The organism is Corynebacterium sp. MSK032 (assembly GCF_030232065.1).
In the GTDB taxonomy this organism is placed as follows: Bacteria; Actinomycetota; Actinomycetes; order Mycobacteriales; family Mycobacteriaceae; genus Corynebacterium; species Corynebacterium jeikeium_D.
In genome coordinates this window covers 206,397-232,713 of the sequence record NZ_JASPJR010000002.1, presented here as the reverse complement: position 1 = coordinate 232,713, position 26,317 = coordinate 206,397, and the positions used below count along the sequence as shown (strand labels likewise).

The following is a 26,317-nucleotide window of genomic DNA, read 5'->3' as shown; positions in this document are numbered from 1 at the left end:
CTTTAGGCCTTCTTGCCCTTCTTAATCTTCTTTTCCATCTTGCGGAAGGCCTTGAAAACCTTTGCCACGGCATCGTCGTACTCAGCCAGGGCCTTCAGGCCGTCGTAGTACTCCATCTGGTAAAGCACGCCGTAGCCGAAGGTGTCCCTGCCCGCACGGGAGGCACGCTTAGCGCGAGCCAGTACGAAGTCGCGCGCAGTACAGGTGTCCTGGAAGTCACCGAGAACCGACTGCAGGTTCTTGCAAGCAGCGTAGAGCTTCTCGGTCGGCAGGTCCGCGTTCTGAGCAGCTTCCGCGCTGTAGCGGAGCTTCTTCGCAGCCTTGCGGACATCGTGGTAACGCTCGTCCAAATCTGCCTCTGGCAGGTCAGCATCCTCGCGGCCATCGAGTACCAGGTTGTGGCGACGACGGAACTTCGAAAACGCGCTGCGCAGGTGATCAAGCAGCACCGCAGTGGTGTCGAGTTCCTTCGGTGCCGCTACCTTCTCCGGCTCGGCCTTGTCTGAGGTCGTGGAAGCTGCTGCATCGGCGGCAGTATCAGCCTCAGCCGCGACCTCGGAACCAGCTGCCGACGTATCCTCGGAGTCTGCGTTCTCCGCGCCGTCGACAAGCGATTCGTCCTTCTTCTTAGACTTCTTTTCCCCAGCCTCGGCCTCGTCCGCATTTGCGGCAATTGGCGGATTGGCGAGGAACTCATCGAGATCGTCGAGAAGTTGCAGGTACTCGCTTGAATTGAGTGCGAAAATGACGCGCTGATGAGCGCGGTCGTAGTCCTTCTGGACATCCTCGACGAGATTCGCACGCAGCTCCTCGCCCAAAGCGGCGCTTTCGCGATTGGCCAGCAGCTCCTCCCAGCGCATAGCGACGACCTCAGCGTCACGAGCCACGCCGAGAACACCCGCCAGCTGCTTGAGGTTGCCCTCCAGTTCAGCGACCTTATCGCCCACAACAATGCCGTGGAAGGTCTGCATATGACTGCGCAGCTCACGAGTGGCGACGCGCATCTGATGCACCGAGTCAAACTCATCGCGGCGTACCTTCGGGTCGTACTCGACCATCTTGGCCACGTTAGCGGCCAGCGCATCGACCACAGTGCGCCCCGGAGTACCCTTCGGCAGCTTCGCTGGAACCGGCGGCAGGGGAGCGGAGTCGATGGAGTCACCCAACGCCGTCGCCAACTTCGAAGGGCTTTCCGACGGCACGGCGCCAGCCACCTCAGCGACCTTGGACATCGCTGCCATTACGGCCTTACCGTCCGGGTGATTTGCCCAATCCCCGAGCAGCTCAATCTCCCACTCACGCCAAGTAGTGGTTTCGCCGCCATCGAGGAAGGAAGTCGCCGTGACGTGATCATCCGCAAACTCCGCCATGGGCGTGCCATCGAGGGCAAACACCGTGGTGACGTGGCGCTCATTGTCTACCTGCGCGATTGGTTGCAGCGGGTGATTGCGCACAATTGCGCGCACGGGGGCAAGCAACTCGGTAGGCACGATGTAGTCAGCATCGCGGCCTTCACCGTTAACAGAGCCCTCTTCCAGGCCAACGCCATATTCGAGGCGACCGCCGGTACCCGGCGCCTTCAGATGCCACCCCTCATCGGGGCCGCCCGTGCGGCGACGCAGAGTGTGCTTGGACCGGGTCAGACGCAGGTCCGCCGTGTCCAGGTAAATCGCGGAGAGATTTCGCACCTCAGTGGTGGTGGAGCCAACCTGTGGAACGAAATCGAACGATGGGGCTACCACTTCTGGGGTAGCTGAGAACTTAGATTCCACCTCCAACGCCGCAGTTGGAGTTTTGGACTTAGAACCAGACTTAGATGCCATAACCACTAATCCTACCCCCGAATCGAAGAGCTAACCCGAGAAGTTCTGCGCCTCAGTAGGGAACTCGCGGGAGTGCACCTGGTCGACATACTGCTTCGCTCCCTTGGTCAGCATCTCGCCGACCTCTTCGAACACCGAACTAAACGACGGCCTGCGGCCATCGGCCGGAACTGCAAAGGCATCCTGCCAGACGAGAACCTGGCCATCGCACTGGTTACCAGCGCCAATGCCACAGGTTGGGATGGATAGCTCGCGGGTAATCTCGGTGGCCAGATCCGCAGGCACCATCTCCAGGACAACGGCCGCGGCACCAGCATCGGCTACCGCATGGGCGTCGGCACGCAGCTGGTCCGCCCCCGCACCGCGCCCCTGGACCTTGAAACCGGACAGCGCGTTGACGGACTGCGGGGTGAAACCGATGTGCGCCATGACCGGAATGCCGGCGTTGACCAGCGCACGGATGCGCGGGGCGATACGCACGCCACCTTCGATCTTGATCATGTGTGCGCCGGTTTCGCGCATCATCTTCGCGGCGGACAGCACGGCCTGCTCATCGGAGGCCTCGTAAGTGCCGAAGGGTAGATCGGCAACCACAAGTGCGTTGCCAGCGCCCCGGACGACACCGCGAGCAAGCGGGATCATTTCTTCCAGCGAGATCTCGGTGGTGGTGTCGTAGCCGTAGACAACGTTTGCTGCAGAGTCGCCGACCAACAGCAGCTCGACACCGGCGGCGGAAAAAGCGCGCGCGGTGGAGTAGTCGTAGCAAGTCAGCATTGCCCAGGGGCGAGACTCAGCCTTCCATTCGGCCAGATTATTCAGACGAATCTTTTTTCCGCTCATGTCAATAGAGCATGCCATAGTCACCCGCAATTCGAGGCCACGAGGGCAGCGGTTATGACACGGGCGCGGCAGTTGGCTAGCCACGCCGGATGGTCAAAATGTGTACCGCGAATCCGGGCACCTGGGTAACGTTGGAAAGTATGAACAGTCAGCAGGAATTCGTCCTCCGCGCAATCGAAGAGCAAGATATCCGTTATATCCGCCTCTGGTTTACCGATATTTTGGGGTATCTGAAGTCCGTTGCCGTCGCACCGGCTGAGCTCGAGGGCTCCTTTGAAGAGGGCATTGGTTTCGATGGCTCCGCGGTGGAGGGCTTTTCCCGCGTTTCCGAGGCTGACACTATCGCGCAACCGGATCCTTCGACGTTCCAGGTCATGCCGCGTCTGCATAAAGAAGACACAATCACGTCCGCGCGCATGTTCTGCGACATCGTCATGCCCGATGGTCAGCCGTCGTGGGCAGATCCACGCCAGGTGCTGCGCCGCCAAATTAAGGCGCTTGCCGACGAGGGCTTCCACGCGTTCATCCACCCGGAGATTGAGTTTTTCCTAGTAGAGAGCCTGGCTACTGATGGAAAGCCGCCGGTGCCAACGGACAATGGCGGTTACTTTGACCAGGCGGTCTACGACCGCGCACCCCGCTTTCGCCAAGAAGCGATCACGGTGTTGGAAGACATGGGAATCCCTGTGGAGTTCTCCCATCACGAAAATGCGCCGGGTCAGCAGGAAATCGATCTGCGCTACGCCGATCCGCTGACTATGGCGGATAACGTGATGTCTTTCCGCTACATCATTAAGCAGATCGCAATGAAAAACGGTGTGCAGGCGACATTCATGCCGAAACCTTTCCAGGATTTGCCGGGCAATGGCATGCACACTCATATTTCCCTCTTTGAAGGGGACACTAATGCATTCCACGACCCGGATGATGAAAACCAGCTCTCCGACACCGCAAAGGGTTTCATTGCCGGCATTCTGACTCACGCCAGCGAAATTTCCGCTGTGACCAATCAGTGGGTCAACTCCTACAAGCGCACGGCATTTGGCGATGAGGCTCCGACGTCCGCGACATGGGGCATGGCCAACCGCTCGGCTCTCGTGCGTGTGCCCATGTACTCACCGGGTAAGGCACATTCGCGCCGGGTGGAAATTCGTTCCTTGGACTCGGCCTGTAACCCGTATCTTGCTTACTCGGTGATTTTGGCCGCCGGTTTGAAGGGAATTAAGGAGGGCTACCAGCTTCCGGAGCAGGCAGAGGACAACATCTCCGAGTTGACCAAGCGGGAACGACGTGCGATGGGCTACCGCGATTTGCCGACATCCCTGGAGGTGGCGCTGCAGGAGATGGAACGCTCCGATCTGGTGGCCGATGCTCTCGGTGACCATGTCTACGAGTTCTTCCTGCTCAATAAGTGGCGCGAGTGGCGCGAGTTCCAGCGTCAGGTGACGCAGTGGGAGCTGCGCACAACTCTGGATTACTAGTTTCCCCGTACCGCCCCCTTCCTTTTTCGTCTTTAATTTGTTTTTTGGGTGACCAGTTTCAATGGTGATGAATCGACCTCGCACATCTCGCCAATCAGTGCCGCGGCCCGCAGCGCTGGGCTTGCGTAATGACGATCGGACGCGGGCTGACCTGGAAGATTTGGGGTGGTACAACGAGGAGTCCCTACATCTGTTGTGGGGTCTTGCCGGAGCCAGCGACCCCAAGCTGGCGCTTATGGCGCTAGTGCGGCTGAAAGGCGCTCTCGACGAGCTGGAGCAGCAGGGAAAGCTGGAGAACTGGGCCACCTGGTCCGGTCTCGATGAAGCCATGCGCGAGCAGGTGCCGCTACGTACGCGTATGTTTGCGCTGCTCGGCGGCTCGAGTGCACTGGGCGATCACCTGGTTGCACACCCAGAAAAGTGGGTTCTGCTCCAAGCTGAGTTTCCAACTGAGGCAGACATGTTCCGCGAGATGCTCTCCAGCGTCGGGGCTGTGCCCGAGGTCATCGAACTCACTGATGAGGCCAGTCTGGAAAAGCAGGAGGATCCCGAGTATCGCAACCCCGTCGTTGCGCCCGCCACGCTTGAAGGCCCCGGTTTGTACCGTGCGAAGCTAACCGGCCGTGAGGCCGAAGTTGCGATGCAGTGCGCCTACCGCGACTTGATTATGCGTATTGCGTGCTACGACTTGGCTGGCACGTACCCACGGGGCCCTCGCCGTCCGGGACAGCCACAAGTCCCATTCCGTCAGGTCTCGGAGGCACTCAGTGATCTGGCTGATGCGGCGTTGACGGCTGCACTCTCTGTCGCGGTGCAACAGGTCTTTCCTTCGTCGCCGGTCTCAACACGCCTGGCCGTAATCGCCATGGGCAAGTGCGGTGCGGAAGAGCTGAACTACATCTCCGATGTGGATGTCATTTTCGTCGCAGAGCCGGCGGATGCCCGAGCCACCCGTTTGGCCAGCGAATTTATCCGGATTTCTTGCCACTGCTTCTTTGAGGTCGACGCGAATCTCCGACCGGAGGGTAAGTCGGGTGCACTCGTACGCACCGTGGATTCCCACGTCGCCTACTACAAGCGGTGGGCTGAAACCTGGGAGTTCCAGGCGTTACTGAAGGCGCGGCCGATGACAGGCGATATCGAGCTGGGCCGCGAATACATCGATGCTCTAGCTCCGATGGTGTGGACCGCCTCTCAGCGGGAATCCTTCGTCGATGATGTTCAACGCATGCGCGCCCGTGTGGTCCAAAACGTCCCCGAAGAGCTTCGCTACCGAGAGCTCAAGCTCGGTCGCGGTGGTCTGCGTGATGTCGAGTTCGCGGTGCAGCTGCTGCAGCTGGTCCATGGTCGCTATGACGATAGCCTCCGCGTGCTGCCAACTGTGATGGCACTCGACGCACTTGTCGAGGCTGGCTATATCGGTCGCGAAGACGGTGCCGCGCTGATTAACGCCTACGAGTTCGTCCGTCTGCTGGAGCACCGCCTGCAGCTGCAAAAGATGCGGCGGACGCATTTGTTGCCTGCCGACGACGACACCGAAGCTCTTCAGTGGCTCGGTCGCGCCTCTGGCATCGTCGGTGAGGGCGGCACCGATGCCAGCAAACCGCTGGCCAAGCAGGTTCGACTGGCCAGCTCACAGATCCGCTCCCTGCACAACAAGCTTTTCTACCGTCCACTGCTGAACTCCGTGGTGGAGCAGGACATTGGAACCCTGCAGCTATCGGCCGATGCGGCAAAGCGCCAGCTGGCCGCGCTGGGCTATCAGTACCCGGATCGCGCCTACGAGCATCTTTCTGCGCTGGCGGCGGGCACCTCGCGCAAGTCGCGTATTCAGGCGATGCTGCTACCGACGCTGATGGAGTGGCTATCGTCGACGCCAGACCCCGACGCGGGTCTGCTCAATTATCGCAAGCTCTCTGAGAAGCTCCACGACGAAACGTGGTTCCTGCGTACGCTGCGCGATGAGGGCGTCGTCGGCCAGCGGTTGATGCGGGTGCTCGGTTCTTCGCCGTACGCGTCTGATCTGATTATGAGTGCGCCGGACGTAATTAAACGGTTCGGCGACGGCGCGTCCGGGCCGAAGCTACTGAATACCGACTCCGATGCAGTCGGGCGTGCGCTGGTCGCAGCGGCTGCTCGTCACAACAGTCCAGCTAAGGCCATTGGTGTGGCACGTGCGTTGCGCCGTGCAGAGCTCGCGCGCATTGCCTCCGCAGATCTCTTCGGACTGATGGATGTGCAAGAGGTCTGTCATTCTCTGTCGATGGTGTGGGACAACGTACTCGAAGCTGCCCTCGCCGCCGAAATCCGTGCGTGGTCGCTGGAGCATCCTGACTCGGAGGTCCCGGGCATTATCTCCGTAATCGGTATGGGGCGACTCGGCGGTGCTGAACTGGGCTACGGCTCCGATGCCGACGTGATGTTCATCTGTGAACCCCGCAAGGACGCCGATGGAGCGCCGCTTGTCGACGATTCCGAGGCGGTCAAGTGGGCAACCAGGATTTGTGACTCGTTGCGTCGTCGGCTGGCAAAGCCAAGCCAGGACCCGCCATTGGAGGTCGACGTGGACCTGCGCCCAGAAGGACGCTCGGGCCCGATTGTCAGGACCCTGGATTCCTATGTGACCTACTACGAGCGCTGGGGTGAAACCTGGGAGATTCAGGCACTGCTACGGGCTACCTGGATTGCCGGCGACAAAGACCTGGGCACCCGCTTCCTTAAGGCCATCGATCCGCTGAGGTACCCACAGGGCGGAGCTGATGCCAAGATGGTCCGCGATGTCCGTCGTATGAAAGCGCGTGTTGATTCCGAGCGACTGCCTCGCGGAGCCGATCGCCGTACCCACACCAAACTCGGTTCCGGTGCACTGACCGATATCGAATGGACTGTGCAGCTGCTAATCATGCTGCATGCCCACGAGGTGCCGGAGTTGCACAACACGTCGACGCTGGAGTGTCTGGAAGTGCTGAAAGACCGCGGAATTCTAGATGCGGAGGATACCGACGCACTTCGGGATGCCTGGCTGATGGCGACGAATGCTCGCAATGCGCTGGTGCTCACCCGTGGTAAGCGCACGGATCAGCTGCCCCAGCCGGGGCGTCAGCTGACTCAGGTCGCCGGTGCGGCGGGGTGGGAGGCATCGGATTCCAACGGTTTTATTGAGCACTATTTGCGTCTGACTCGTCACTCCAGCCGTGTCGTCAATCGTGTGTTTTGGGGTGAGGAGAACCCCGACCACGAGTAGGCCGGGCAGAGGTCTGCCGCACCTCGCTGCGAGGCTCAATATGTGGCAGCGGGGTGCAGCCTTTGTCTTAGCACGGCGACCGGGCATAATGGTGGGCTATGGAACGCAACGTCGATTACTCGGTACGCCCTAGGTATGAGGATTTCATTCTCAACCTCGATGGCACTGACCTGCGTTTTTTATTGAGCCGCACGTGCCCAGCCGCTGATACCTCAGCTGCTGGGCAAGAGGCGGTGGAATTGCTGATGTCACAGGATTCAGCGCATACGGCGCTGTCTTTTTGTGATCCCGATGTTCTCGATGTGGCCCACTTGGTTCATATTCTGGAGGATTCCGCATCGCTGGATACCCTCACAGAAGTGGCCTATTGGGCATCGGATGCGGACGTGATGGCGCACGATACGCCGAAGGGCGTTGACCGCAAGCGTCGTCGCGTCGGCAAGCAGCAGCTTGAGCATGTGCTACGCCGTGGCCAGCGCCAGGGGCTCGTGTGGGAGGAACCGGCGGGCGTGTGGCATGTGCCGCCACATATTTCGGAGGTGTTCCCGGCGGAACCGAGCCTTAGCTTCCGCGTCGCCGACTTAGTGGCGAATATGCCAGCGGATGTGCTGAGTCGCCGTATGGAGCGCATGGGGCTGGAGCCGGATAACGCGCCGGGAGAGGGCACACCGCGAGCCCTGAACGCCAGCGATTTAACGGTGCGGAATGTGCAGGCTCGCCAGGTGGAGCTCATTGCAGGCTTCCTCTGCGATCCGGTGAAGGTGCGGGCTCTGGTGATGACAGCTCCGGTGGATATTCGCAATGAGCTGCGCTGGATGGCAACCGACGAGAAGTACTTGCCCTCCTATATGTGGTCTGAACTACGTGCCGACGCGGTGCGCTGGGCCGAAGAGCGTCTGCTGCTGACTGTGCTAGAAGAACCGGCGATGCCGACATTTGAGCAAGAATCGGAAGCACGCAACGAATCGACAGTGGTTGCCCGCCTGGTGGGCGCAGTCGCGTTGGCGCTCAAGGGCGACATGTGGTCGATTCGTAAGCCGCATCCGACGGAGTCTTTCCCGGCAACGCTGGAGTCAAAGGAATTGACCGAAGCTTCGGTGGCTGCGGTGGCGTTTGCTTCGGCGTTTATGGATGCTGCGGGCAGCGGCGACGGACGTCTGAAGGACCCGTTGCACATGTATGAGGAATCGAGCCTGCTGTGGATTCAGGACTTCGCAGCGTCAATAGGGGCGAGTGCTTTCGCGGCGCCCTGGATTGTGGAGATGCTGGTCAACGCGGGATTGATTCACGCTGACAGCGGGCATCCGACGCCGCGCGCACTGCAGTACTGGTACAACGCTGATGCCTCGACCCGATGGGCGTATCTCGCGGCGGGCTTCCTCGTTGGTCGCGGTCCGTGGCACGGCGAGTTTCCGTGGGTGACCATGGGCGTCGATGATCTGTCGCATGCCACCCTTGCCTACGGCTACCCGTATGCCGCGCGTGAAGTAGTGTCACTGGCCGCGCAGCTGGAGGAAGATCAGAAGTTCTATGGCTGCTGCGTCGAAGGGCATATGGCTTGGAATGTCGACAACCTCTGCGCTCGCAATGGCGCCGATGGGGAAGCGATGGTCGGTTGGCTGCTGGAGCAGGCCGGCATCTTGGGCATTCTCTATCATGGGCACGCCTCCTGGCAAGCCATGGCCATCATGTATGCCTTGCACGACATCTGGCTGACTGATCAGCACGTCGGTGCTCAGCGCATGGCCGAACTCATCGCTGAGTATGCCGCTGGCCAGGTGCCGACGGCGGAGGCAGTCCAGATTGCCCGCCTGTTCAAGGATGCCGCACCTAACGAGCGCCTGGCTGCCACATTGGATGGCGTCGCCAGCAACCAGGTTGCCCTCGCGTTGGACTTCATCGGCGACCGCGAAACCTGCGCGGAAACTTCTCGCTGGATTATTTCCGAGGAGAGCCTGCGTCGCGCTTGCCTCGCGGTTGACGGCGACGTCGATGTCCTGTTTTCCCAGCTGGGGCCACTGGTCAATAGTTCTATGAAGCTGGTCATCTACGCCGAGCTAGTCCGCATTACCAAGACCGAGAAGCTGCAGGAAATGTATGAGCGTGAGGCCGTAGCATCAACGCCTTCGCTTGACGACGTCCCGGAGAACGCAGCCTCCGAAACTGACACCGGTGAGCGCGTTTCCCATGGTGCTCAGACTGATGGCAGCGAACGCACGGAGGATAGCGGCCACGCAGACTCCTCCGAGCAAGCGGAGGACTCGGAGGACTCGGATGACTCGGAGGGACTGGAAGGGCCAGAGCAGCTTTCGCTGTTCTAGCCGCTCCGTCTCTCGACTTCCTGTAGTTCCTACTCCGTAGGTTCCAGCTCAAAACGGCTCTGCTGGGCGACAAAGCGTGCCGCCGCACGCTTTGCCACCAGCAGGCCAACGAAACCAATCACCCACACACCGACGACAGCCAACCAGCCAATGCGGAAGGTTTCCCAGGTGTAGTTTCCATCGGGAGCTGCAATATCCAGCAGGAAGCCGACACCTTGTGCAGCGAGCATGGTGGCCACAAAACCGCCCATATTCGCCAACCCAGTGCCGGTGGCGAGTACCTTGCGATCGACCTCTTCGCGCACTGAGTCAAAGCCGAAGTTGGACATTGCACCAAGACCGGCCATTAGGATGTTGACTACGATAATTGCCCAGTACGCTGGTGGGTTGCTCGGTGCCAGGAACACAATCCAGACGGCCATGTTGATAAACGCGATTGCGACAACAACCTTGATACGGTCGCGGCCGGTGCGTGCCGAGACCATGCCCATCAACGGCCCGGCGATAATTACTGACAGCGTGTTAACGACCAGCACCACACTGGCCTCGGAGGGCTTAAGACCCATACCTAGCATCATCAGAGGCATGCCCCACAGCAATGTGAAGATGCACTGATGCATCAAACCAGTCCAGTGAGTGAAGAAACCCTGCCAGCACACCGGGTGAGTGGTCACAATCTTCAGAGTCTGGCCGATAGTTAGTTTCTCATCGGCTGCGGCAGAGGCTCCGCCATCGGCAGCCGTTTTCGCGGCCTTCTCGGCGGCGCGGCGTTTACGAAGTGACATCTTGGCTGTGGAGGAGTTCTCCGGGACGTCGGCAAGCGCGATCATGCCTACGATAGCGATGAGAAGACCCGCGGTGCTCAGCGACAAGAACGCGGGCACCCACCCCGCGGCGTGCAGAATCGCGAGGAACGGGACCGCAGAGATGAACTGGCCGAGCTGGCCAAGACCAGCCGTGAGCTGCGTGAACAGCGGAGTGACGCGCAGTGGGAACCACGCGGGAAGCAGCCGCATAGCACCGAGGAATGCGGTGGCATCGCCGGCGCCGATGAACACACGAGCAATGACAGCCAGCGGATACGATGTCGTGAACGCAATGATGACCTGGCCCAGTGCCATGATCAGTGCGCCCACGACCATCGTTTTCTTGGCGCCGACGCGGTCAATGATGATGCCCGTCGGAATCTGCGCCAGGGCGTAGACGCCAACCTGCACGGCGGTGAACAGCGCGAGTTGGGAGGCGTTGATATGGAAGCGATCGAGCGCCTCGACGCCAGCGACACCCATGGAGGTGCGGCCGACGATGGCAACGATGTAGGTAATCAGCGCCGCCAGCCAGACGGCAATCGCGCGACCAGTGACATGCTCGCGCGGGTCCTTTGCCACTGCGGTGGCGGGCTGATCTGTTGATGAAATCTGATCTTTACCGTTACGCTGCTTTACCACTCGCCACATTGTAGACCCCATCAACCAACCGGCCTGAAGAGGGGTCGCACCGGGGCCTAGATGGCCCCGATCATGCCTGCGGCAAACTACCTTTGTGCCTTAGCCAGAACTTCCTTCACGAAGTCCGCGACCACCAGCCGTGAGACCTTGAAATCAATTACGGCAACGGAAGCCTCATCGGAGTTGGAAACGTCATGGAAGTAGGCGTCGAGTTGGGCAAAGTCCTCAGGTTCGCCGACACTGAAACCGTGAGCGCCATAGGCACGTCCGACTGCGGCGAAGTCGTAGTCGGCAATCTCCATGGACGAGGTGTCCAACCCGACATCGCCAAACTGGTGCAGCTCCGCGCCATAGGCAGCATCGTTAATGAACACCACGCAACCGCCACGACCACGCCGCAGCTGCTCAATCGCCGCAGGTAAATCCGCAATACCCATCGTGCCGCCACCGTCACCGGCGACTAGCACGCAATAGTCCTTGGGGCGTGCCGCCGCGAGGCCGACAAGTGACCCCATGCCCAAACCAATTGACTGAATCGCCGTGCCCACAATCACTTGCTGCTGCGGACCAGGCACATCAAGATATTTCGGAACCCACCCCAGGAAATGGCCACCGTCAGTACACACAGCGCGCTGATTGGGCAGGCTACGATTCAGATACTGCAGGCACGCCCGCGGATCCAACCGGCCATCCGCGCACGTCAGCGACTCGACCTCCGCTGTCGTCGGCAGTGTCTTCAACTCCGCACGCCATGTGCTTGACGACGACCCCCGGGACTTCTCCAGCTGCTCTGCCAGTACGGGCAGAAGTTCCTCCAACTTAGCCAATAGCGGTGTCACCGACGGCTGAGCAGCGGGATGGGGCTCGTCGACAACCTGGATAATCTTCGCGTCCGGTGCAAACATGTTGCCGCCACGGTTTTGGAAAGCGTTGAAGCTTGCTCCCAGGAACAGCACCACATCGGCCTGTCGAGCTAGCTCCACCTGCCACGCGTGCGCAAAACCGCCCACGGTGCCAATCTGCCACGGACTGGAAAGCACATGACGAGCCATCGCTGAGTGCATAAACAGTGCCCCCGCACCGTCCCCGATGCGGCGAACTAGATCTGCGGTACCAGAGAGCAACACACCTCTACCAGCAATAATGAGTGGGCGACGGGCAGTTTGCAGTTCCTCGGCCAGCGACGCGACAGTTGACTCCAACCATTCTGGTCGGCCGGTGTGCAGATGCTCCTGATTAGTCGACTGTGTTTCAGACGCAGATGCCGTAATCGGTGCTTCTTGGATGTCATAGGGGAGCAGCAGCACGACAGGCTGCCGAGAACTCAGTGCGTGCTGGACCGCAAAGTTTGCGTCGTCAAGCGCGGACTCGGGAGTAACGGTGCGATGACAGACGTCGAGGGCGTCGAGGAGCGCCGCCTGATTAAGGTCAAAGGGACGTGGGCGTTCCGGGTGCGTGCCGACGACAAAAATCAGCGGAATACGGGCTACTCGGGCCTCGGCCAGAGTGGTTAGCGCATTGGTGAATCCTGCGCCGCAAGTAGCGGTCGCGATAGCAAGCCCTCCGCCTGCACGGTGGAAGGCATCGGCGGCCCCGACAGCAGCCGATTCGTGTCGGACGGAGGAGTAGCCGAATCCCGATTCAGTAAGGGCTGACGTGAAGTGGGAGTTCGCGTTGCCGATGAGACCGAAGCAGTGGTCGCAGTGCTGGGCCAGTGTGTCGGCCAGCGCCCGCGAGACCGTGGTTGTCTTTTGGGAACCTTCCTGCGGGGAAGATGCGGGCGCGTGGGGCATAGGACGGCTATTAACTCGAGTGAAACTCATGTGAACAATTGTGAGTAATCACGGGGGTAATAACAGCCCTATAGCCCAAGATAATGCCGTTTGCCCTTAAAAAAGAGGGCACTATTCCACATCGCTGCTGCGCGGATGGGGGTGACGTTGGGCTATGCCCGGTTTTAAGCCACGTTGTCGTCGATGAACTTCTTCACCACATCGACATCATTCGGCAGCTCGGTAACGCGGCGCGGGGCATTCATGATGTCCGCGAAACGCTCCGGGCAATCCGGCTCGCGTCCGGTGGCCTCCAGGATGGTCTCGGAGAACTTTACCGGCAGGGCGGTCTCCAGGCAGACGATTGGGGTGGATACCTGGTCTACCAGGCCGCGGGCGACGTGAATACCGTCAGCGGTGTGCGGATCGACCATGACCTCTAGGCGCTCCCAGCAGTCCTTGATGGTCTCGACGCGGTCAGCGTGAGTCGAGCGACCGGAGAGGAAACCGTACTGGGCAGAAGCCTCTGGGAAGATTGGATCAGCAGTAAGCGAGAAGCCGCCCTCCTTGACCTTGACACCAAAGAGGTCTGCAGTGCGCTCAGCATCGCGCCCCAGCAGATCGAAGATGAAACGCTCAAAGTTAGACGCGCGGGAGATATCCATCGATGGGGAAGAGGTAGCCTGCGTCTCCGCAGCGCTGCGCACGCGGTAGGCACCCGTGCGGAAGAACTCATCCAAGACATCGTTTTCATTGGTAGCCACAATCAGGCGGTCAATTGGCACACCCATCTGGCGCGCAATATGGCCGGCGCAAATATCACCGAAGTTGCCGGTCGGCACACTGAAGCTGACCTTCTGCGCGTTGTTCGCCTCAGCACCGTTGCCGCCAGTGACACGAATCCACGAGGAGACGTAGTACACGATCTGAGCCATCAGGCGAGCCCAGTTAATCGAGTTGACTGCACCAATGTGGCGGCTGGCCTTGTACTCCAAGTCACCGGAGACGGCCTTAACGATGTCCTGGCAATCGTCGAAGACACCGTCGAGGGCGACGTTGTGAATGTTGGCATCCTGCAGACCAAACATCTGAGCCTGCTGGAACGCGGTCATTCGACCAGCCGGAGTTAGCATGAACACGCTGATTCCCTCACGGCCGCGCATTGCATACTCGGCCGAGGAACCCGTGTCACCAGAGGTGGCGCCGAGGATGTTCAGGGTCTCGCCACGACGAGCCAGCTCATACTCGAAGAACTCACCGAGCAGCTGCATCGCCATATCCTTGAATGCCGCTGTGGGGCCCATGGACAAGTGACCGATGTAGAGCTGATCTTCCAGCTTCGTCACCGGCACAATATCCGGATCGGAGAACTTCGGGTAGGTGTACGCCCGTGCACAGATACCGCGCAAATCCTCCAGTGGAATGTCGTCCACAAAAAGGCTGACGACCTCTGCAGCCAAGGCTGCGTAACCGTCGTCGACAAGCACGGAGCGCCAACGCGTCAAAGTGGCATCGTCAACCTGTGGGTACTCGACCGGCAGGTAGAGGCCACCGTCGTTAGCGAGACCTCCCAGGAGAATGTCTGAGAACTTGTGCGGCGTGCGCTCTGGGTCGCGAGTCGAAATGAAGTCCAAGGCGGGCCCCTTACATGTATGCCAACACCCGCCGCATCGGCCCATAAGAAGGCCTTTTGAAAGATTGCGACGGGGTTGACCGGTGGATGTTTTCTTTAATTTTTACATATGCACCGAAGCCAGTTAGGCCTCGGTTGTGGAAGATGCGGAATTGGCCGCTTCAGCGTCGAAGCTGAGCTCTTCGGAACGGTCGATGACATCATCCTTGGCAAAGCGATTAACAATCATGGCAATTGCACCGTCACCAGTGACATTACATGCGGTACCGAAGGAGTCGATGGCGATGTAGGCGGCAATCATCAAAGCGACCTGCTCCTGATCGAAGCCCAGCATGGACTGCAGCACTCCGACCGCGGCCATAATTGCGCCACCTGGAACGCCCGGAGCCGCGATCATGGTGATACCCAAAGTGAGAATGAAGCCGATGGCCATGCCCGGCGAAAGCGGCTTGTCCGCCATAAACATCACAGCAAACGCGAACAGGGTGATCTTCATCATCGAACCGGCCAGGTGAATGGTCGCGCACAGCGGCACGGTAAAGCCTGCGACCTTCTCCGAGACACCATTCTTCAGCGCGGCCTTGTAAGTCACCGGAATGGTAGCGGCCGAGGAGGAGGTACCGAGTGCGGTGGCGTAAGCCGGCAGCATGTTCTTCAGGGACGTCCACGGGCTGCGGCCAGCGATGGCGCCAGCGATGGAGAACTGGATTGCCAACAGGAGCACGGTGCCGATGACTGCCAGAAGCAGCACCTTGAAGAACATCGACAGCGTCGTGGTCAGGTTGCCGTTCATGCCCATAGACAGGAACATGCCAAAGATGTAAATCGGCAGCAGCGGGATGATAAACGCCGAGATGATCTTCATAATCACGTCGCGCAGCTGCGTCGCACCGCGGTAGAGCGAGTCCGACTTCACGGTGGTCATCGCCACACCGACCGTGAAAGCCAGCAACAGGGCGGTCATGACGTCAAACGGCGGTGGCATCTCCACATTGAAGAAGCTCTCCAGCGCGCCCTCATCAATATCCACCGATGTGCCGGCCTGATCAGCGCCGAGCAGCCAAGGGTAGAGCCCCTGGGTGGCGGCGTAGGCCAGCAAGCCTGAAAACACCGTCGAGCCGTAGGCGATAGCAGTGGTAATACCCAGCCACTTTCCGGCGCCGCGGCCCAGGCTGGCAATCGCCGGCGTGATGAGGGCAAAAATCAGCACCGGGATAAAGAAGCCCAGGAAGTTACCAAAGAGGCCATTGAAAGTGACAAAAATTCGAGCCAGCCATTCCGGGAAGAAAAAGCTGCAGACAATGCCCAGAATAATCGCGACAATAACGCGGAATAGGAGCGTTTGCGTAAAACGCATTCGGGTACTCATAGTCAATCCTTGTTCGGATGGAATTTACTTCTCTAGCGTGCGGTATTTACGTTATGCAACGCAAATAACCGGGTGTGGTTTTACGCCTTTTCGGCTACCTCTTCTGTAACGGTCTCGTCGGCAAGCACACTCGCCGGGCGATTTGCGCGCTGCTTTCGCGTGACGACGTCAATTGCGTATCCGATCACCGCCGCTGCCAGAGTTGGCAGGAACCATCCGAACTCGATGGTCTGACCAGGTACGAGACTGAGGAAGTCCGCCAAAGCAGAACCACCGACACCCAAACCGGAGAGCACCGAGATACCCGACCAGATGGTGGCAACCCAGACGCCCAGGCGGTAGGTGTAATGCAGCTTGAAGGAGTAGGAAATGACCGGGTCGAGAAGAGTCAGTGCAATCAGCGTGATAGCCGGCGGGTAAATAAAGGTGATGATTGGCGCGGCAATCGCCAGTACCTGAGACAGCCCCTGTGTTGCCATTACGAAGGACATGACCGTGAAGATAATCGCCCATGCCTTGTAACTGATGCCCGGAAGTAGCAGGTTGAAGAACTCGCTGGTGGCGGCAATCAGGCCGACAGCCGTGGTCATACATGCGAGCAGAACGATGAGGCCGAAGACGATTTGTCCGACCTGGCCCATGGCCAGCTTGGAAGCCTCTGCGAGAATGCCCGAGCCGTTATCGAAGGAGGCGGCATTCGGCAGCACCTGGCCGACATAGCCCAGACCCAAGTAGATGATGGCCAGCAAAATGCCGGCGAACAGGCCTGAGATCATTGTGCCGCGAACCATACGCTTGCCCTCTGGGACACCGCTGACGCGGAGGGCAGAAATGACAATGATGCCGAATGCCAGGCCGGCGATGGAGTCCATTGTGAGGTAGCCCTCGACCAGGCCGGAGGCAAATGGGGTAGAGGAGTACTTCTCAATTGGCGCAGCCGGAGCGGCATCGAATTTGAATGCCGACATTCCAACCAATACAACCAAGAGAATTAGCAGAGCCGGGGTGAGGATCTTGCCCAGTTTGGACACAATTTCATTCGGATTCCACGCAAGTGCTAAGGCGATACCGAAGAAAACAAAGTAGAAGGCCGCAGCGACGGCCAGTGAATCACTGCCGAAAATCGGCTGGACACCGGTTTCGTACGACACGGCACCGGTACGCGGCAGAGCGTAGAAAGCACCGATGGAAAGGTATGCGATTACCGGGAAGCCTAAGGAAAAGATGCGGCCCGCGCGAAACGCTAGGTCACGCAGGTTGTTGCCTGAAATGGCGATGGCGATGATGGCCAGAACTGGCAACGCCACACCGGTGAGCAGGAAGCCGGTGATTGAGAGGCCAAAATTGGTACCGGAATCCACTCCGAGCTTCGGCGGGAAGATGAGGTTGCCCGCGCCGAAGAACATCGAAAACAGCATGAGAGCTGTAACAACGATAATGGAAGCGAAAGACTTCGGGGACTCCACTCCGCTCGACTTGGTCATGAGAATTGTGTTCTTTCTAAATTAGTGTCGCCCGTAAGGTCAAGGGCGATGCTGCAAGCTGCTGTGGCGACGCCGTTGTTGCCTGTGCTGCGGTGGCGCAAACGCCCGTTACAACAGCGCAATTGCAGTTCGTGTGCCCATGTAGATGAAAGGCCACGATGTCGAAAACTGACACTCTTAATGTGAAATTGTGAATTTTCACGGGCTGGGTGGAGCCTGATGCGTGAATTAAGTTGCGGCTTGTATGAGCCGTCTTTATTGGAATTATTAAGGGGCTTCGACGGCGTTGGTGGTGCCGACGAAGGCACTCTATTTATCCTAATGGGGCGTTCGAGAGAGAGAAAATCAAGAAATTTCCCAGAAAATTTGCTGCCTGTGATGGGGCAGCGAACATAAGAGAAAGAGCCTGGCGCACACGTTTACGCTGACAGCGTGTGTACGCCAGGCTTAGTGCTAATTCCGTCGCTCTACAGCAGATCCTTCACCTTCGGATCCACCAGCGCGGTCACTGCGGCCTTCGCATCGGCCGCAGTTTCGGCATCGACAGCGTATGCTGCCATCTGCTGGCAGGTAGCGCGGTCGTGGAGGCGGAGAGCGGCGCGGACGGCCGGCACCTTCTTGGAAGCCATGGACAGCGAGCTCACGCCGAGGCCCACCAGGACCAGTGCCAGCAGCGGGTCACCGCCGGCTTCACCGCAGACACTAATGGGCTTGCCGGTAGCATTGCCGCCCTTGCATGCGGACTTAATCATTTGCAGCACAGCCGGCTGCCATGGCGATAGGAGATCCGCCAGAGCCCCCTGCATACGGTCGGCCGCCATAGTGTACTGCGACAAGTCGTTAGTACCAATGGAGGCAAAGTCCACAATGGACAGCAGCTGCTTCGCGCGAATTGCTGCTGCGGGGACCTCAATCATGATGCCGACCTTCGGCAGGCCACGCTCCCGTGCCTTGTCTGCAAACCACTTTGTTTCTTCGACCGTTGCGATCATCGGAGCCATAACCCGCAGGTCAGCCTTACGGCCGGTGGCGTCAAACGCAGCGGCGAGTGCATCCAGCTGCGTATCCAGCAAATCTTCCCGAGCCTGCGACAGGCGCAGTCCGCGGCGACCCAGCGCCGGGTTTTCTTCCTCGCCTAGGTCGGCAAAGCTCAGCGGCTTATCCGCACCCGCATCCAGCGTGCGCACAACCACGCGTCGCTCACCGAATGCCTTCAGCACACGAGTGTAGGTTTCCGTTTGTTCCTCCAAACTCGGAGCCTTGTCGCGGTCGAGGAAAAGGAACTCAGTACGGAACAGGCCGGTGCCCTCATTGTCCTGCGCTGCTGCAGACTCACCATCCTCCGCCGTACCAATGTTGGCCAGCAGATTCACGGGGTACCCATCAGCGGTCTTGCCTGCGCCCACAGACTGCGCCAGGGCTGCTTCCCGGCGTCGAGCGCGCTCTTCCAACGCGGCGACCTCATCGGCGGTCGGATTCGCAATTACCTCACCGGCGCCGCCGTCAATGGCGACGAAGGTACCGGCCTCGAGTTCCATGACGCCCTTCGCCTTAACGACGGCTGGAATGCCCAGCTGTGCTGCGAGGATAGCCGTGTGACTGGTCGGCCCGCCACCGGCGGTGGCAATGCCTACGACAAACTCGGGGTCAAGACCCACGGTTTCGGCGGGCGCGAGATCGTCGGCAAGCAGAATAGTTGGGGTGGAAACATCCGGGACGCCCGGTTTTGGCAGGCCACGCAGCTCGCAAATTGTGCGGTCGCGAACATCGTAGAGGTCGGTGACACGTTCAGCCATGTAGCCACCGAGACTGGTTAGGAGCTGCGCGTAGTCTTCAACGGCATCGTGAACGGCCTGGGTGATGCCGGAGCCTGCCTTGAGTTTCTTCACCACGGCCTTGGCGAGCGCCCTATCGGAAGCCAGTTGCGCAGTGGCCTCCAGAATCGGGCGTGCCTGCGGGCTGGAGTGCTCAGCCTGCTTCTTCAGCGACTCTGCGACGTTGGCCATCGCCGCGCGGACGCGCTCACCATCGGCGACGGGATCGGTCGACGACGGCTCTTGAGTATCAACTCCCGGGGCGGGGAGTACCTTTACTACTTCAGCGCTGGCCGTACCGGTCGAGACACCGATGCCATAGATGACAGTGTGCTGCTCGTTCATTGCTTCCGATCTCCTTTTCGGGACCTCTGCGGGGATACTCGTCGGTCGTGGTGTGCCGTGGTGTTATCCAGGAGCGTTCTAGCTGGGCTTACTCGGCATCAAGGTCGCGCTCGAGCATGGCTGCAAGCTCGTCCAGAGCTGCAGCTGCGGAGTCGTCCTCGCAGCTCAGCGTGACTTCGTCGCCGTGCTTAGCGCCGAGGGTCATGACCTCCAGGATCGAGGCGGCATCGGCCTCTTCGTCGTCTAGGGAAATGACAATGTCGTAGTCGTACTCAGCAGCAGCCTGAGTGAACAGGGAAGCCGGGCGAGCGTGCAGGCCTACGGAGGAACCGATGGTAGCGGTACGAGTAATCATGGTTGAATCCTTTCGGGTCGAATATGTGAAATTTTCTGACTCAGGCACAGTGCCTGTACACCCCACCGCTGGTGCGCCGCCCGCTGGTGCTTGCTTAGCATCAACGTCGCGCACGCTCCGGGAAACCCTGGAGGCGGTGGGAGATACAGCCGCTGCCTGCACAATGCGTGCAATGTGCAGGGTGAGGTAGGAAACTTCGTCTTCCGTCAACCCCGACCCCAGACGCAGTTCAATGACTGCGGAGATACGCTGTGCGCAGCGAAACGCCTCTGGGGCGGAGTCACGGATGGCCTGGCCAATAGCGGAGGAGTGATCTTTCAACTGCTCATGCTTGGCAATCCGGACGAACAGGTAGCGCAGGTGTGTGATGAAGCGCCCCACATTGACAGTCTCTGGCTCCAGCGTGATGCCAAAATCACTTTCAATGATTGTGAGCAGCTGCTGCAGGACGCCCGTCATGGTGTAGGTGAAGCTCAAATCACCCGTGGCAAACCCGGCGTTGACCAGGTGCAACGTAATAGCCACTGCTTCGGAACGGGGCAATGGTGCTATACGACGGTCATTGAGAGCGCGATTGATATGCGACAAAATCGCCTGCGCCTGCGCGTATTCTTCACTATAAAGTTGGCTGACTTCCGCGAGCAGCGGGTAATCTGCTCGCTGCCCGTTAGCTGCCCTCATGATGGCGAAACCAATGTGATCGGCTAACGCCACAAGGAGGGAAGCGTTCTTCGTCATTGATTCCGGCAGGCCGGCTGCGGTTACCGCATCGGTCACAAGAGTCATGTGAGCCAGCGGAATTTCTGTGAGCATCGTGGCAATATGGTCCGGATCACGGCCTTCCGCTGGGACAAAGATGCGAACAACTTTGCTCGAATCAACCGGCTGCCCCGGGCGGGCCTTGAAGCCAATGCCGCGGCCGGTGATGATTTTCTCGCCGGTCGCGTCCTTGGCCAGAACCACGTTGTTATTGAATACTCTCAGGATTTCCATGTCGGTAACCGTGAACTCCTCCATAAGTTGAGGGATTTCAGGCCGGTATGCCTTCTAGAAATCAATTATGGCTGAACTTCGATGACCGTGTCGCCGGCTTGGACGGAGATGCCGGTGACCGGGGAAACCTTGGTCAGCTTCTTGGTATTGGTGATGGTCATCAGTGTCGTGGTTGGGTAGCCAGCTTCCTTGACCTTGTCGAAATCGACCTCGGCAAGAACATCGCCGGCCTCGACGTGCTGCTTCTTGGAAACCTGGACATCGAAGCCTTCACCGGCCATCTTGACCGTGTCGATACCGACGTGGACGAGTACCTCTACACCGTCATCGGTCTTAATACCGAAGGCGTGACCGGTCTTTGCCACAGTCATCAACGTGCCCGATACGGGTGCGACCACGGTAGAACTGGTTGGCTTGATACCGACACCGTCACCGAGAGCACCGGAGGCAAAGACCGCGTCGCCGGCCTCAGCAAGGCTGACAACCTCACCGGCAACCGGGGCCTGCACCTGTACAGGCTTGGTATCAACGGCAGTTGCGACACCACCGGCGCCAGCTGCCGCAGCAGCCGGTGCGGCAGCCTCGGCGTTGGTACCAGCGTCACCGGAAGCCTCAGCTGGAGCCGAATCGGAGCCACTGGTGGCAGCGTGTGGGGTGGCGTCGCTGGGTTCGTCGTCAAGCTCTGCGGCGCGTGCGGCCTCGGCCTCAGCCTTCTCTTCCGGCGTGCGGTAGTCGGTGAGAATGATGGCGAACATGGCGACGAAGAATGCCACGGCGACGGAAATCAGGTAGACCCACATCGGTTTGAACACGACAGTGGTGATGAGGGAGGTGAAGACGAAGGCGTTGGTTGTCACACCACCGAACGGAGCCGACAGGATGGCGATAGTCAGACCGCCGGCGAAACAGCCGAGCAGCATGCGCGGGTAAATCCGCTTGAAGCGCAGGTGAATACCGTAGAGGGACGGCTCGGAGATACCACCGAAGAGACCGGCAGCGAGTGCACCCGTTGCAGTTTGGCGCATCTGAGTGTCGTGGTCGCGCATGGAAAGAACCAGCACACCGGCAGTTGCTCCGAAGCAGGCGAAGTTCCAGGCACCCATCGGGCCTTGGATGAAGTCGTAGCCGAGAGTCTGGATATTGACCAGCATCAGCGCATTCAGTGGCCAGTGCAGACCCAGTGGCACCAGGAACGGGTAGAGCATCGGGATGAGAATTGCGAACACAAACGGTGCGTTCGAGTTCATCCATGCCAGGCCGGAGCCGATGCCGTTACCCAGCCAGATTCCCAGTGGGCCGATGAGGAAAGCGGTCAGCGGAATCATAATCAACATGGAGATAAACGGCACGAAGACCATCTGCACATTCTCCGGGAAGATCTTCTTCAAACCGTGGTAGACCACTGCCAGGATGGCGACCATGATCAGCGGTACAAAGACCTGTCCGCCGTAGTCATTGAGCTGCATTGGCAGGCCGAAGATGTTGGCGGTGAAAGTTTCGGTACCGAGTTCCTCGTTGACTGTCTTGATGGTGTCCGAGAAGCGATCGGTATCCTGCAGACTCATAAACTCCGGCGTCATTAGGGCAGCCATGATGGCTGCGCCCAGCCATGGATCTACCCGCAGCTTCTTCGCTGCGTTGTAGGCGACCATGATTGGCAGGAAGTAGAAGACGCTGCGCCACATGGCATCGACGAAAATCCAGGTGGCGGACTTATCCTCAGCGCGGAAGTCGACGATGTTCAGGCCGTCGAGTACAGCCGCAATCGCGATAATCAGCGATGCACCCAACAGCACGCCCAGGATTGGGCGGAAGGAATCCGAGAGGTACTCGAAGAAATTGTCCAGCCAGGAGTACTTGCCGCGTGCCTTCGAGCGAGCTTCTGCCTTAACGTCTGCGTCGGACTTAGTGGCGACTGCGCCGGCACCCTTCATTTCCGGTAGGTGCTTAATGGCCGTGTACATCGATTCGACGCCACCGCCACAGATGACCTGGTAGCGGTTATCGCCCTGGTGAACGACACCGAGTACGCCCGGCACCTTGTCAATCTTGTCCTCGTTGATCTTGGAGACATCACCGAGTTCAAAACGCAGACGCGTCGCACAGTGCGTCATGCTTGTGATGTTTCCGGGTCCACCGAGGTTTTCAACTATTGCCCTCGCGCTGGAATCTTTTGACGACCCCATCGTGACCTTCCTTCACAGTAAGCAGGGCCGTTAAACGCAAAAAGACCCGAGGCGCCACAAACTGTGGGCCTCAGGTCTTGCCTCAAAAGAGTAACAACCCTGGGTTGATATCTATTAACTTCGACCCTACTCCGCTTTACATAGTTTTGACAAGGTAGTAATTCAAGCTCAAATTTCACATTTGGGGATAGCCTGGATTGCCTGTGGACAACCGCATGCAACCTATTTCGCGCTCAGTGCGGAAGTCGTAAGGTGGCAGCTATGAGGATTGGAGTTTTAGGTGTAGGAGCTGTCGGCGGCTGGTTTGGCGGTCGCCTCGTGCAAGCGGGTTATGATGTCGTCTTTCTCGCCCGCGGCGAGACCCTGACACGTCTTCGTGAGGTGGGGCTCACGCTTATCGACGAGCACGGGGAACGCAGCATTATCCCCGTCAAAGCAGCCGACAATTGGGGTGAACTCACTGCCGATGGCGTCGACGTCGATGTTGTGATTGCGGCGACCAAGGCGCTGCCGGGCAACGATCCTTTCCCGCAAGTTCCGGCTGGTGCAGCAGTGGTGACCACCCATAACTCGGTGGAAATCCCTTATTTGGCAGCGGGGCGGTTCGGTGAGGACAAGGTGTTCCCGGGTGTTATCCGCGGTTTCTTTATCCACACTGGCCCGGCAGAAGTCACCTTCCGACCAGGACCGATGAGCCTGAACATCGGCACATTCGATGACTCCACTAATGACCTGGTCGGGGCAGTTATCGAGGCATTGCACATGGCTGGGCTCGGTGGCGAACAGCTCCCGGATATCTGGGTCGATATCTGGGCAAAAGCGATGTTCGTGGCTAACCTCGGTGCCCTAGGTGCCCTGGCTGATAGTCCGATTGGTTACTTGCGTTCGGAAATGCGCGACAGCTTGACGCGGATGTTTGAAGAAACCGAGGCAGTCGGTCGAGCCTGCGGCGTTGCGCTGCCAGAGGACATCGTGTCGCGGACCTTGGCCTTTACTGATGATCAAGGGTACGACAACACCTCGTCGATGCAGCGCGACTACACCGCGGGTCTTACCAATGAGCTCGATGCCCAGATTGGCGCAATCCGCCGGATGGGGCAGAAGGCGAAAGTGGAAACGCCGACGCTGGATCTGGTGTATGGCGCTCTGGTTGGGCGTCAACACAAGCATAAGAATTAAGAGCTGCGGTGCTCAGCTAAGTCAAACCGGAATTGGGGGATTGGAAAGACTGATGAAAATTGGATCGGACTACACGGAAAACAATGGGCTCATCATCGGTGAGGATGGATTGGCTCGACCGGCATGGGCTGCTCACAGTGAGCTGCTGAGAGAGTACTACGACACCGAGTGGGGGATGCCGGTGCGCGATGAGCAAGGACTATTCGAACGGCTCAGCCTGGAGGTATTTCAGGCGGGGTTGTCGTGGGAGACAGTGCTGAAGAAGCGGCCCGCGTTTCAGGAAGCCTTCGCGAACTTCGACCCCGATGCGGTTGCTGATTTCGATGACGAAGATGTCGAAAGATTGATGAATGATGAACGAATCATTCGGAATCACAGGAAGATTACCGCGGTAATCAATAACGCCGCGGCGACGATTGCTCTGCGTGAAAACGGCGGCTTAGCCGAGTTGATGTGGTCGTTTAAACCGGAGAAGTCTCCCGAGCCACGTTCAATCGAAGAGGTGCCCAGCTACTCCGAGGAGTCCAAGGCGCTTGCCAAGGCATTGAAGAAAGCTGGTTTTAAGTTCGTAGGCCCCACCACGGTCTTTGCATCAATGGCTGCCGTGGGGATTGTCGATATCAACATTGTTGGCGCACATCGGCGCGGTGCCTCTGGCGTTTTTGGCTAGGGGAAAGGGGGATTTAACTAGCTAGGGGGAAAGAAAAGAGCGTGCCACCCGGCACGCTCAAAATCTTTCGGTTCGTGTAGAACTACTTGTTCTCGTAGGAGTCGGAGTAGTTCTGGCCGTCCTCAGAGGTCCACTTCATGGTGTCCTTAGTGAACGGCTGCTCCCAGCCGTTTTCAATCTCCGACTCCGGTGCGGTCGGCAGACCAATCTCGTTTTCCAGTGCACCGTTGGCAACCCAGGTCTCGCGAATCTTACCGATCAGCGGCTGTGCACCGTTGGTCTCCGGGGACTCAACGAAGGTGACGTTCTCGTATTCAGCGGCAACTGCGTCGCCGACCTTCTTAGCGGACTTGAACTCGCCAGCCTCAGCATCGTACGGGGAGGTGAAGGAAGAAGCTGCCTCGGTGATGGACTCAGGCAGGTCAGCCTCTGCCACATCCTCGCCAGCAGCGTCGCCCAGACCCAGACCGTTCATAGCCTCGCCGGCCTTGTCCTTAGCGCCATCAGCAGCCTCGCCAGCCTTGTCCTTAGCGCCATCAGCTGCGCCGCCGGCCTTGTCCTTAGCGCCGTCCATAGCGTCGCCAGCCTTATCAGTGGCGTCGGTTGCTACCTGGCCAGCCTGATCCTTGGCGTTGTTAGCAGCATCCTGTGCATCATCGGAAGAACATGCAGCCAGGCCGCCGAGTAGGGCGGCGGAGCCAACGATTGCGGTAGCGATACGGGTCATCTTCTTGTTCTGCATTTCAAAACCACTTTCTTGAGAGCTAACTAAGTTACCTATTCAATTATTGGCATCTTCCACTATTTGTCCGAATTAAATTCAAAGAGAAATTGACAATTCTTTTGAATATCGGACATTCGAAGATGGTGTGGCTTCAAAGCCGTACAGAAAGAACACTAGGTAATTCTGGGGCCTGTGCAAGTCAAATGGCGCGAGTCTGTGCACTCTATGCTCTATTTGTTACCGAATTTGCGTGATTGCGAAATTGGAATAGTGCTGGTGAGGGCGTTGCGAGTAACGGAAAGGTATCAATCTTATTAAGCTTGACGTTTATTGCTTATTTTCTTTCTCTGCGTGGTTGGAGCCGCGGGCATCGTCGTCAAGCGTGTACTCGCCATCTGGCAGGACGAACCAGGCTAAGAGGTAAAGAGCTAGGAATCCAGCGCCAATCTTCCAGCCAATCATCGATCCAACGCAGGGAAGGATGATGTAGACCATTCGTGTGAAAGTGATATCCCAGCCTTGGCTTTCCGCGATTCCTGCGAGGACGCCACCGAGGAGGCGGTCATTACGCGAGCGGTAAATTTTCTTGGTGGGTTTTTCGGGAGCGGCGTCGCTCATTAGATAAATACTCCAAGG

Annotated in this window: 17 protein-coding genes and 1 pseudogene; 5 read left to right on the top strand and 13 right to left on the bottom strand. The window is 58.8% G+C overall.

The window, feature by feature from the left end; all coding sequences use genetic code 11:
• Positions 1-2 precede the first annotated feature (2 nt).
• Positions 3-1,823 (bottom strand): CYTH and CHAD domain-containing protein, encoded by a 1,821-nt coding sequence (locus QP995_RS02160; protein WP_049189595.1) that lies wholly within the window; start codon positions 1,821-1,823, stop codon positions 3-5.
• 30 nt (positions 1,824-1,853) lie between these two features.
• Positions 1,854-2,663 carry a 3-methyl-2-oxobutanoate hydroxymethyltransferase gene (panB, locus tag QP995_RS02155; RefSeq protein WP_224783789.1) on the bottom strand — a complete coding sequence of 270 codons (810 nt, stop codon included), beginning with the start codon at positions 2,661-2,663 and terminating at the stop codon, positions 1,854-1,856.
• A gap of 140 nt (positions 2,664-2,803) precedes the next feature.
• Between panB and QP995_RS02150 the strand changes: the two genes are divergently transcribed.
• The 3 genes from QP995_RS02150 to QP995_RS02140 all read left to right on the top strand — a co-directional run bounded on the left by QP995_RS02150 (position 2,804) and on the right by QP995_RS02140 (position 9,709).
• The gene (locus QP995_RS02150; RefSeq protein ID WP_005511085.1) at positions 2,804-4,144 is read left to right on the top strand and encodes a glutamine synthetase family protein; all 1,341 of its coding nucleotides are present in this window, start codon (positions 2,804-2,806) and stop codon (positions 4,142-4,144) included.
• Between the two features lie 61 nt (positions 4,145-4,205).
• A complete protein-coding gene (locus QP995_RS02145; protein WP_049189593.1) occupies positions 4,206-7,388 on the top strand; it encodes a bifunctional [glutamine synthetase] adenylyltransferase/[glutamine synthetase]-adenylyl-L-tyrosine phosphorylase in 3,183 nt (1,060 codons plus the stop codon).
• Between the two features lie 98 nt (positions 7,389-7,486).
• Entirely contained in the window at positions 7,487-9,709 is a 2,223-nt protein-coding gene (locus QP995_RS02140; protein WP_284852863.1) for a hypothetical protein, read from the top strand.
• Between the two features lie 29 nt (positions 9,710-9,738).
• Here the strand turns inward: QP995_RS02140 and QP995_RS02135 are convergent, their stop codons facing one another.
• From QP995_RS02135 to QP995_RS02095, 9 genes and pseudogenes are all read right to left on the bottom strand, one after another.
• Positions 9,739-11,166 carry an MFS transporter gene (locus QP995_RS02135; RefSeq protein ID WP_070653248.1) on the bottom strand — a complete coding sequence of 476 codons (1,428 nt, stop codon included), beginning with the start codon at positions 11,164-11,166 and terminating at the stop codon, positions 9,739-9,741.
• A 77-nt stretch (positions 11,167-11,243) separates the two neighbouring features.
• Positions 11,244-12,980, bottom strand: a complete 1,737-nt coding sequence (locus QP995_RS02130) for a thiamine pyrophosphate-binding protein (RefSeq protein ID WP_256700298.1) — start codon at positions 12,978-12,980, stop codon at positions 11,244-11,246.
• A gap of 134 nt (positions 12,981-13,114) precedes the next feature.
• The gene (gene thrC / locus QP995_RS02125; protein ID WP_049189589.1) at positions 13,115-14,563 is read right to left on the bottom strand and encodes a threonine synthase; all 1,449 of its coding nucleotides are present in this window, start codon (positions 14,561-14,563) and stop codon (positions 13,115-13,117) included.
• A 123-nt stretch (positions 14,564-14,686) separates the two neighbouring features.
• Positions 14,687-15,931, bottom strand: a complete 1,245-nt coding sequence (locus QP995_RS02120; RefSeq protein ID WP_070429144.1) for a dicarboxylate/amino acid:cation symporter — start codon at positions 15,929-15,931, stop codon at positions 14,687-14,689.
• A gap of 80 nt (positions 15,932-16,011) precedes the next feature.
• Positions 16,012-17,415 carry a branched-chain amino acid transport system II carrier protein gene (gene brnQ, locus QP995_RS02115; protein WP_284852862.1) on the bottom strand — a complete coding sequence of 468 codons (1,404 nt, stop codon included), beginning with the start codon at positions 17,413-17,415 and terminating at the stop codon, positions 16,012-16,014.
• A 467-nt stretch (positions 17,416-17,882) separates the two neighbouring features.
• Positions 17,883-19,574 carry a phosphoenolpyruvate--protein phosphotransferase gene (ptsP, locus tag QP995_RS02110; protein ID WP_070653252.1) on the bottom strand — a complete coding sequence of 564 codons (1,692 nt, stop codon included), beginning with the start codon at positions 19,572-19,574 and terminating at the stop codon, positions 17,883-17,885.
• Positions 19,575-19,662: 88 nt separating this feature from the next.
• A complete protein-coding gene (locus QP995_RS02105; RefSeq protein ID WP_224433282.1) occupies positions 19,663-19,929 on the bottom strand; it encodes an HPr family phosphocarrier protein in 267 nt (88 codons plus the stop codon).
• A 177-nt stretch (positions 19,930-20,106) separates the two neighbouring features.
• A pseudogene (locus tag QP995_RS02100) lies at positions 20,107-20,922 on the bottom strand (PRD domain-containing protein); the annotation flags it as partial.
• Positions 20,923-20,987: 65 nt separating this feature from the next.
• Entirely contained in the window at positions 20,988-23,108 is a 2,121-nt protein-coding gene (locus QP995_RS02095) for a glucose PTS transporter subunit IIA (protein WP_049189584.1), read from the bottom strand.
• 261 nt (positions 23,109-23,369) lie between these two features.
• Here QP995_RS02095 and QP995_RS02090 point away from each other — a divergent pair, with 261 nt between their 5' ends.
• Positions 23,370-24,287: a 2-dehydropantoate 2-reductase gene (locus QP995_RS02090; protein ID WP_048732590.1), complete on the top strand. Its 918-nt coding sequence runs from the start codon at positions 23,370-23,372 to the stop codon at positions 24,285-24,287.
• Positions 24,288-24,339: 52 nt separating this feature from the next.
• A complete protein-coding gene (locus QP995_RS02085; protein ID WP_049189582.1) occupies positions 24,340-24,957 on the top strand; it encodes a DNA-3-methyladenine glycosylase I in 618 nt (205 codons plus the stop codon).
• A gap of 82 nt (positions 24,958-25,039) precedes the next feature.
• Here QP995_RS02085 and QP995_RS02080 read toward each other — a convergent pair whose 3' ends face one another.
• Both QP995_RS02080 and QP995_RS02075 read right to left on the bottom strand, forming a co-directional pair.
• Positions 25,040-25,699 carry a hypothetical protein gene (locus QP995_RS02080; RefSeq protein ID WP_070827458.1) on the bottom strand — a complete coding sequence of 220 codons (660 nt, stop codon included), beginning with the start codon at positions 25,697-25,699 and terminating at the stop codon, positions 25,040-25,042.
• Positions 25,700-26,008: 309 nt separating this feature from the next.
• Positions 26,009-26,299 (bottom strand): PspC domain-containing protein, encoded by a 291-nt coding sequence (locus tag QP995_RS02075; protein WP_070866641.1) that lies wholly within the window; start codon positions 26,297-26,299, stop codon positions 26,009-26,011.
• Positions 26,300-26,317: the final 18 nt, after the last annotated feature.